The organism is Actinophytocola sp., from assembly GCF_036378875.1.
Lineage (GTDB): Bacteria > Actinomycetota > Actinomycetes > Mycobacteriales > Pseudonocardiaceae > Actinophytocola.
This window is the reverse complement of the sequence record NZ_DASUVO010000131.1, coordinates 63,185-70,194: the sequence shown is the minus strand read 5'-3', so window position 1 is coordinate 70,194 and position 7,010 is coordinate 63,185. Positions and strand designations below refer to the sequence as shown.

The following is a 7,010-nucleotide window of genomic DNA, read 5'->3' as shown; positions in this document are numbered from 1 at the left end:
CCCCCACGACGAGGTGGGCGGCTACCACGTGCCCGCGGGCGCGGACGTGCTGATCTCCCCGTACACCCTGCACCGGCACCCGAGGTACTGGCCGGAGCCGGACCGCTTCGACCCGGCGCGCTTCGACCCCGACGTGCCGTCGGACCGGCCGAGGTACGCGCACATCCCGTTCGGCGCCGGGCCCCGGTTCTGTGTCGGCAACCACCTCGGGATGATGGAGGCCACCTTCATCATCTCCACGCTGATGCGTGACCTGAAACTCGAGAAGGCGCCCGGCTCCACGGTCACGCCGGAGCCGATGATGTCGCTGCGCCTCGGCGGCGGTCTCCCCATGACCGTCCACCCCTGGCAGTCGGAAGCCCGCAGCTCCGCGGCATGACCGGAAAGTAGAAGACCATGGACAATCTCGAACCAGAGCAGCATCCGAAGGTCGGGGAGTTCACGAGGCTCCGTGCGGCCATCGCGGACGAGCCGGTCCGTGAGCTCTTCCCGTTCCGGTTCCTGGCGGTGAACGAGACGTTCGGCCGGCTCGTCGACGCGACCGCGTACCAGATCCTGTCGGCGGTCGGCGCGCTCCCGACCAACTCCGGCATGTCGGTGCAACAGGCCAAAAAGGACCTCGGCATTCCGTGGCGCCGCACGATCCCGTTGAAGTTCCTCTACGAGAAGCTCTCGGACAGCGGGATCCTGGAACGGGAGGGCATCCGCTACTACCCCGGGGACGCCCGCCCCGCGGAGTTCGAGGCCGTCGCCGCTGAGCTCGCCGCGCGCGAGCCGGGTACCGCGGTCGCCGCCGAGATCCTGCGGACGCTGGTCGACGAGGCGAAGACGTTCTTCGCCGGCGACGCGACCGGCGACGAGATCCTGTTCGCGCCACAGAAGCTTCCGCTGTGGCTGAGGTACTTCTCCAACGACAACCTGCTGTACGCCATCAACAACAAGGTCGGCGCCGAGGCACTGTCCCGCCTGGTGCCCGCCGACGGCGGTCCGTTCGAGATCCTCGAGATCGGCGGCGGCTGTGGGAGCGCGGCCGACCTGGCACTGCGCAAGCTCGGCTCCAGCGTCACGCGCTACCGCTTCACCGAGGTCGCCGAGACGTTCGCCCGCCACGGCGAGAAGGCCGCGCGTGCCGCCGCGTCACCGTCCACAAAGGTCGAGTCGGCCCGTGTCGACATGACGACGCCGTGGGAGGCGCAGGGAATCGAGCCGGGCACGTTCGACGCGGTCTACTCGGTCAACTGCTTCCACGTGGCGCCGGACCTCGACTTCGTCATCGCCGAGGCGGCGAAGGCGCTCAGGCCGGGCGGGGCGATCGTCGTGTCGGAGTGCGTACGCCCGACGAAGCTGGCCAGGCCCATCCACGCCGAGATCATCTTCGACTTCCTGGACAGCTTCACCGACGTCATCACCGACCCGGTGAAGCGGCCGACGCACGGCTTCCTGACCCCCACGGCCTGGCGTGCCACGTTCGAGGCCGCCGGACTCGGCGACGTGACGGTCCTCCCCGACGTCGACACGATCGCCGAGGACTACCCGGACTTCGTCGTGGGCGCCGTGACCGCACGCGCTGAGGGGATCTGATGGTCGCCGGTCTGGTGCGCTTGGCGGTGCGCAGGTCGCTCCGCGACACCCGTCACGTGAAGGTCGTGCCGCGCCGCCGTGCCAGCGGGCTGGTCGCCGACGTGTACCGCCAGGTGGAGCGCGACTTCGGCATGCTGGCCCCGCCGACCGCCCTGCACTCGGCATCACCGGACGCGCTGGCCGCGTCGTGGCTGATCCTGCGGGAAACCCTGCTGACACAAGGGAACGCGGACCGCGCCAGCAAGGAGGCGGTGGCCACCGGCGTGTCGGAGGCCAACAGCTGCCCCTACTGTGCCGACGTGCACGGCATGACGCTGGCCGCCATCCCGGACGCGGGCGACCATGCCTCGCTCCTGGAGTGGGCACGGACAAGCGCGACGGTGTCGTCCGGCGCCACCCTGCCGTTCCCGCCGGAGCAGGCCCCCGAGCTGATCGGCGTCGCGGTGGCGTTCCACTACTACAACCGTGTGGTCAACGTGTTCCTGCGGGACTCGCCGTTCCCCGCGCACGTGCCGGAGTCCGCCAAACCACGCGCCAGAAAGGTACTCGGCGGAGTCCTGCGCCCATCGACCACTGGCGGCCCGCAGCCGGGTGACTCGCTGGACCTGCTGTCACCCGCACCCCTACCCGACGATGTGGCGTGGGCCCACCGGAACAAGATCGTCGCCGACGCGTTCGCCCGAGCCTACGCGGCGATAGAGGCCGCCGGCGCCCGCTCCGTGCCGGGTGCCGTCCGCGCCCTCGTCCGCGGCCGACTGTCCGTTTGGGACGGACGGCCGCCCGGCATCAGCCGAGCCTGGGTGAACGACCCGGTCGCCACCCTGCCGCCCGAGGACCAACCAGCCGGCCGACTGGCCCTCACCATCGCAATGGCCTCATACCAGGTCGACGAGGACATGGTGAACGCCTTCCGCCAATCCGCCCCGGACGACGGGACACTGGTGGAACTGGCCTCGTGGGCAAGCATGGCAGCAGCCCGCCGAATCAGCACCTGGCTAGCAGAAGCAAGACCAGCGGCGGCCTAAGGCTCCACGGTCACGGACTCAACCGCCCCCTTAGCGGGCTTCGCCCGCCGCGGGGGCGCTGTGCGCCCAGCGCGGGACCTGTGGGGTGTTGCGGCGGCCGGAGCGGTGCGGTGAAGGGAGCCTTCCTCGCATGGCTGCCGCTGGAGTGCGCACTGTTCTACGGCACCGAGGCGAGGGGTCCCGCTTCGCGGGCCGGGTTCACAAGCGAAGCGGGCTTCTCCCGGTCGGCGCACCATGCCTCGGGCATACTTCGCGCCATGGCCTTTGACAGTGCGGCTATCGCCCGTGCGGTTATGGACGCGAACTCGTTCGTGACGTTGGCGACCGCTGATGCCGACGGGCGGCCGTGGGCGTCGCCGGTGTGGTTCGCGACCGAGGATTACCGGCATCTGTACTGGGTTTCCGCACCGGACACGCGACACTCGCGCAATCTGGCCGTTCGACCAGAACTCGCCATGGTGGTGTACGACTCGACCGCCACGCCACTGGAGGGGCAGGCGGTCTACATGACAGGGACGGCCGCGCAGGTGACAGACGGGATTGAGATCTTCTCGCGGGTCTCCGTGCGTAAGGGTCTGCGGGAGTGGGGTCTCGACCGCGTGACCGGGGACGCGCGTCTGCGCCTCTACCGGGCCACCGTCACCGAGCACCACATCCTCGACCCGGACGCGTCGATCGACGTCCGGGCCGAGGTCAGCTGGTAGACGAACTCAGCTGGCGCTCGCCCAGCGGCGCCTGGCCGGTTGGCGTCCAACGTAGACGGTGAGGTCCGCGACCGCGCGGGACAGTTGCTCCAGATCCTCGCGGACGAGTGCCTGTGCGCCGTCGCAGAGAGCGAGGTCCGGTTGTGGGTGTACGTCCACGATGATCCCGTCGGCGCCGACGACTATGCCGGCCTTGCTCAACGGGAGTACGAGGTCTCGGCGGCCGCCGGAGTGGGACGGGTCGACGATCACCGGTAGGTGCGACAGGCGCTGGACGACCGGCACGGCCGAGACGTCGAGGGTGTTGCGGGTCGCGGGCTCGTGGGTGCGGATGCCGCGTTCGCACAGGACGATCTCGAGGTTGCCCCGCTGCGCGATGTACTCCGCGGCCATCAGCCATTCCTCGATGGTCGCGGTCATCCCGCGTTTGAGCATCACCGGCTTGCCCACCTCGCCGATCGCCTGCAGCAGGGCGAAGTTCTGCATGTTCCTGGTGCCGATCTGCAGCATGTCCGCGTACTCGGCGACCATGTCGACGTGGTGGGCGCTCACCACCTCGGTGACGATCGGCAGCCCCGTCTCCTCACGCACCTCGGCGAGGATCTTCAGGCCCAGCTCGCCGAGGCCCTGGAAGGCGTAGGGCGAGGTCCTCGGCTTGAACGCGCCGCCGCGCAGCATGGTCGCGCCAGCGGCCTGCGCCATCAGCGCCGACGCGAGGGTCTGCTCGGGGGTTTCCACGGCACACGGACCCGCGATCAGCGTGACCGTGTCCGGGCCGATCGGCACGCCGCGGACGTGCACCACCGACCGGTCCGGATGTTGTTCCCGGCTCACCAGCTTGTACTCGGTGGACACCCGCGTGACCTGCCCGACCCCTGGCAGACCTGCCAGGTCCAGTGTGGACAGCTGGTCGATGTCGCCGACCAGGCCGATGATCACTCGGCTCACACCACGGCTCACGAACGCCTGCCCGCCGGCGGCCTCGACGCGCGACACGACGGCGTCCACGTGCTGGGGTTCCGCGCCAGGTTGCATGACGACGACCACGGCAGGTTCCTTTCAGGCTGCGAGGTCTGGGCGCAGCCGGACGGCCCCGCGCAGGTAGATGTGGCGGACCGCCGAACGTGGCCGGTCGCTCTCGACGTGCGCGAGCAACCGGACCACTCTCGGCAGTGCGCCGGGGACGTCGACCTCCGTCGCGCACAGCAGTGGCACGTCGTGCAGGCCGAGGTCACGGGCGGCTCTGGCGGGGAAGCAACTCGTCAGGTCCGGGGTCACGGTGAACATGATGCTGATCAGGTCCGCCGGGTCCAGGGAGTTGCCGCGGACGACCTCGGCGAGCAGTTCGCGGGTCGCCGCGAGAACGTCCGCCGGGTCGTCCCGGTCGACCTGGATCGCGCCACGCACCGCCCGGACCACCATGGCCGGTCAGGCCCGGAACTGGCCCGGCCGCCGGCCCTCGCCCGCCGGACCGCGGTAGGCCTGGGCGATGTCCAGCCACTTCTCGGCGTCCGCGCCGACCGCGCTCAGCGCGAGGTCGTCGCGGTGCCGGCGCCGGGTGGCCAGCAGGCACAGGTCCTCGGCCGGGCCGGTGATCCGCTGCTCGGCGTCGGCAGGGCCGAACTCCCACGTCGTGCCGGACGGGGCGGTGAGCTCGAAGCGGAACTGGGTCTCCGGTGGGGTCAGTCCCCGCGCCTGGTATCCGAAATCCCAGGTGAGGGTGGTGAACCAGGCGACGTGCCACAGTCGGTCGGTGTGCACGCGGGTGACCCCGATGGCGTCGGCGATGTCCTGACCGTGGCCGAACAGCTCCATCATGCCCGCGCAGCAGAGCACCGCCGGCGGCAGCGGCCGGACCAGCCAGGGCACGACCTGACCGGCCGGTACGGCGGCCAGCGCCTTGATCGCGGTGTCCCGCTCGTCACGCCACCGGGACAGCAGCACCTCCGGCGGCCCGCCGAGGTACTCCTCGTTGGCGGCGTTGACCGCGGCCTCGAAGTTCGTCGCGGCCTTGGCGGCCATCGCGCCGAACAGCTCGGGATCACTGGCCGCGGTGCCGGCAAGGCGGAAGATGAACGCCAGGTGCGCGACCTGATGGGACACCGTCCACCCGGGCGCCGGGGTCGGCAGCCGCCAGCCGTCTCCGTCGAGCCCGGCGACGAGCCCTTCGAACTCCTTGGCGACCGCGGTGAAGTCGGCGATCACGTCTCGCTGCGTCACGTGCCTTGTCCTCTCGGGATTTGGATGCGTCTACGTCGCTTCGCTCAGCTGGCGCACGTCACCGTTGAGCCGCTCACCGTTGCGTTTGGCGAGCCAGACGGCCAGGGGAGCGGTCATCGCGGTGGAGATCAGCGCCATGATCACCAGCATTGTGAACATGGTCGGCGACAGGACGCCGAGATCCAGACCGACGTTCAGCACGACCAGCTCGGTGAGGCCGCGGCAGTTCATCAACGTGCCGATCTGCAGCGACCGGTTCCACCCCTCGCCGACGCTGCGGGCCGCCACCGCGGCGCTGCCGAGCTTGCCGATCACGGCGACGACCAGGATCGCCCCGCACCACAGCCAGAGCGAGGCGTCGGCGGCGAGGAGCCCGATGTTGGTGCGCAGGCCGCTGAAGGCGAAGAACAGCGGCAGCAGCAACGCGGTGGTGAGCCCGCCGGTGTTGTCGTGCAGCCAGCGCTCGACGGCGTTGCCGCGCGGGAACACCAGGCCGAAGATGAACGCGCCGAACATCGCGTGCACACCGATCCACTCGGTGGCCATCGCGCACAGCAGCACACCGACGAGGGCCAGCGGGGCCATGCGCCGCAGCGTCACGTCGTTCGTCCTGTTGATGATCCGCGCCATCAGCGGCCGAAGCACGACGAACAGCACCGCGACGAAGGCCGCGGCCAGCGCGATGGTCAGCAGCACACCGGTCAGCGACGAGGCGGTGACCAGCGCGACCACCAGTGCGAGCAGGCACCACGCGGTCACGTCGTCGACCACCGCACAGGTCAGCGCGACCACGCCGACCTCGGTGCGGAACATGCCGGTGTCCTTCAGGATCCGCACGAGTACCGGCAGCGCGGTGATGCTCATCGACACGCCGAGGAACAGCGCGAAGGCCAGCGAGCCGACGCCCTGCGGCGCGAACTTGGCGTACGCGACGGCCGCGAGCAGGACACCGAGCACGAACGGCACCGCGATGCTGACATGGCTGACCACGACGGCCAGGTGACCCCGCCCGCGCAGCAGCTTGGTGTTCAGCTCCAGCCCCGTCAGGAACACGAACAGCACGACACCGACCTGCGCCAGCACGTTCAGCTGGGGCAGTATCGCGGGCGGGATGATCGCGGCCGCACCCTCCGGCCACGCCGCGCCGAGCACCGAAGGGCCGAGCACGATGCCCGCCGCGATCTCGCCGATCACCGCCGGCTGGCCGATCCGGCGCATCAGCCACCCGGCCGCCTTGCACGCAGCGACGACGACCGCGATCGCAAGCAACAGCTGGGCCAGCGGATGTCCGGCGACGGCCTCGGCCTGTGCCGTCCTTGAACCGTCGACGTCGCTTCCGGTGAGCAGGGCGATGCTGACCAGGACGGGCACCACGACCAGGAGGCCGTAGATGCCCGCGACGCGTAGCGCCTTGCGTTGCGTGCGTTCCGTCATCAAGAGTCTCCTGTCACCTGCGCTGAAGGTTTGCCCGCGCTACGGG

Annotated in this window: 8 protein-coding genes; 4 read left to right on the top strand and 4 right to left on the bottom strand. The window is 70.1% G+C overall.

Annotated features, from left to right (window positions below; translation table 11 throughout):
• The 4 genes from VF106_RS38630 to VF106_RS38615 form a co-directional block, all read left to right on the top strand.
• A partial coding sequence (locus tag VF106_RS38630; protein ID WP_330844943.1) for a cytochrome P450 occupies positions 1 to 379 on the top strand: 379 nt, incomplete at its 5' end.
• 17 nt (positions 380 to 396) lie between these two features.
• Positions 397 to 1,581 (top strand): class I SAM-dependent methyltransferase, encoded by a 1,185-nt coding sequence (locus tag VF106_RS38625; RefSeq protein WP_330844942.1) that lies wholly within the window; start codon positions 397 to 399, stop codon positions 1,579 to 1,581.
• Positions 1,581 to 2,606 (top strand): alkylhydroperoxidase AhpD-related protein, encoded by a 1,026-nt coding sequence (locus VF106_RS38620; protein WP_330844941.1) that lies wholly within the window; start codon positions 1,581 to 1,583, stop codon positions 2,604 to 2,606. The genes VF106_RS38625 and VF106_RS38620 overlap by 1 nt, the downstream gene beginning before the upstream one ends.
• Before the next feature lie 257 nt (positions 2,607 to 2,863).
• Complete coding sequence (locus VF106_RS38615; protein WP_330844940.1) at positions 2,864 to 3,310, top strand: pyridoxamine 5'-phosphate oxidase family protein; 447 nt, start codon at positions 2,864 to 2,866, stop codon at positions 3,308 to 3,310.
• Between the two features lie 6 nt (positions 3,311 to 3,316).
• On the opposite strand, the gene aroF is transcribed toward VF106_RS38615, so the two are convergent.
• The 4 genes from aroF to VF106_RS38595 are packed head-to-tail and all read right to left on the bottom strand — an operon-like array spanning position 3,317 to position 6,964.
• Positions 3,317 to 4,357, bottom strand: coding sequence for a 3-deoxy-7-phosphoheptulonate synthase (gene aroF / locus VF106_RS38610; RefSeq protein ID WP_330844939.1), 1,041 nt, complete (start codon positions 4,355 to 4,357; stop codon positions 3,317 to 3,319).
• Between the two features lie 12 nt (positions 4,358 to 4,369).
• Complete coding sequence (gene aroH / locus VF106_RS38605; protein ID WP_330844938.1) at positions 4,370 to 4,717, bottom strand: chorismate mutase; 348 nt, start codon at positions 4,715 to 4,717, stop codon at positions 4,370 to 4,372.
• Between the two features lie 21 nt (positions 4,718 to 4,738).
• Entirely contained in the window at positions 4,739 to 5,530 is a 792-nt protein-coding gene (locus VF106_RS38600) for a TIGR03084 family metal-binding protein (protein WP_330844937.1), read from the bottom strand.
• Between the two features lie 30 nt (positions 5,531 to 5,560).
• On the bottom strand, positions 5,561 to 6,964 hold the full coding sequence (locus VF106_RS38595; RefSeq protein WP_330844936.1) for a cation:proton antiporter: 1,404 nt from the start codon (positions 6,962 to 6,964) through the stop codon (positions 5,561 to 5,563).
• Positions 6,965 to 7,010 lie beyond the last annotated feature (46 nt).

What these genes read in the sequence shown, in the direction of transcription:
- VF106_RS38625 (WP_330844942.1), top strand. Translation starts at nt 397, where the DNA reads ATGGACAATCTCGAACCAGAGCAGCATCCGAAGGTCGGGGAGTTCACG.
- VF106_RS38620 (WP_330844941.1), top strand. Translation starts at nt 1,581, where the DNA reads ATGGTCGCCGGTCTGGTGCGCTTGGCGGTGCGCAGGTCGCTCCGCGAC.
- VF106_RS38615 (WP_330844940.1), top strand. Translation starts at nt 2,864, where the DNA reads ATGGCCTTTGACAGTGCGGCTATCGCCCGTGCGGTTATGGACGCGAAC.
- VF106_RS38595 (WP_330844936.1), bottom strand. Translation starts at nt 6,964, where the DNA reads ATGACGGAACGCACGCAACGCAAGGCGCTACGCGTCGCGGGCATCTAC.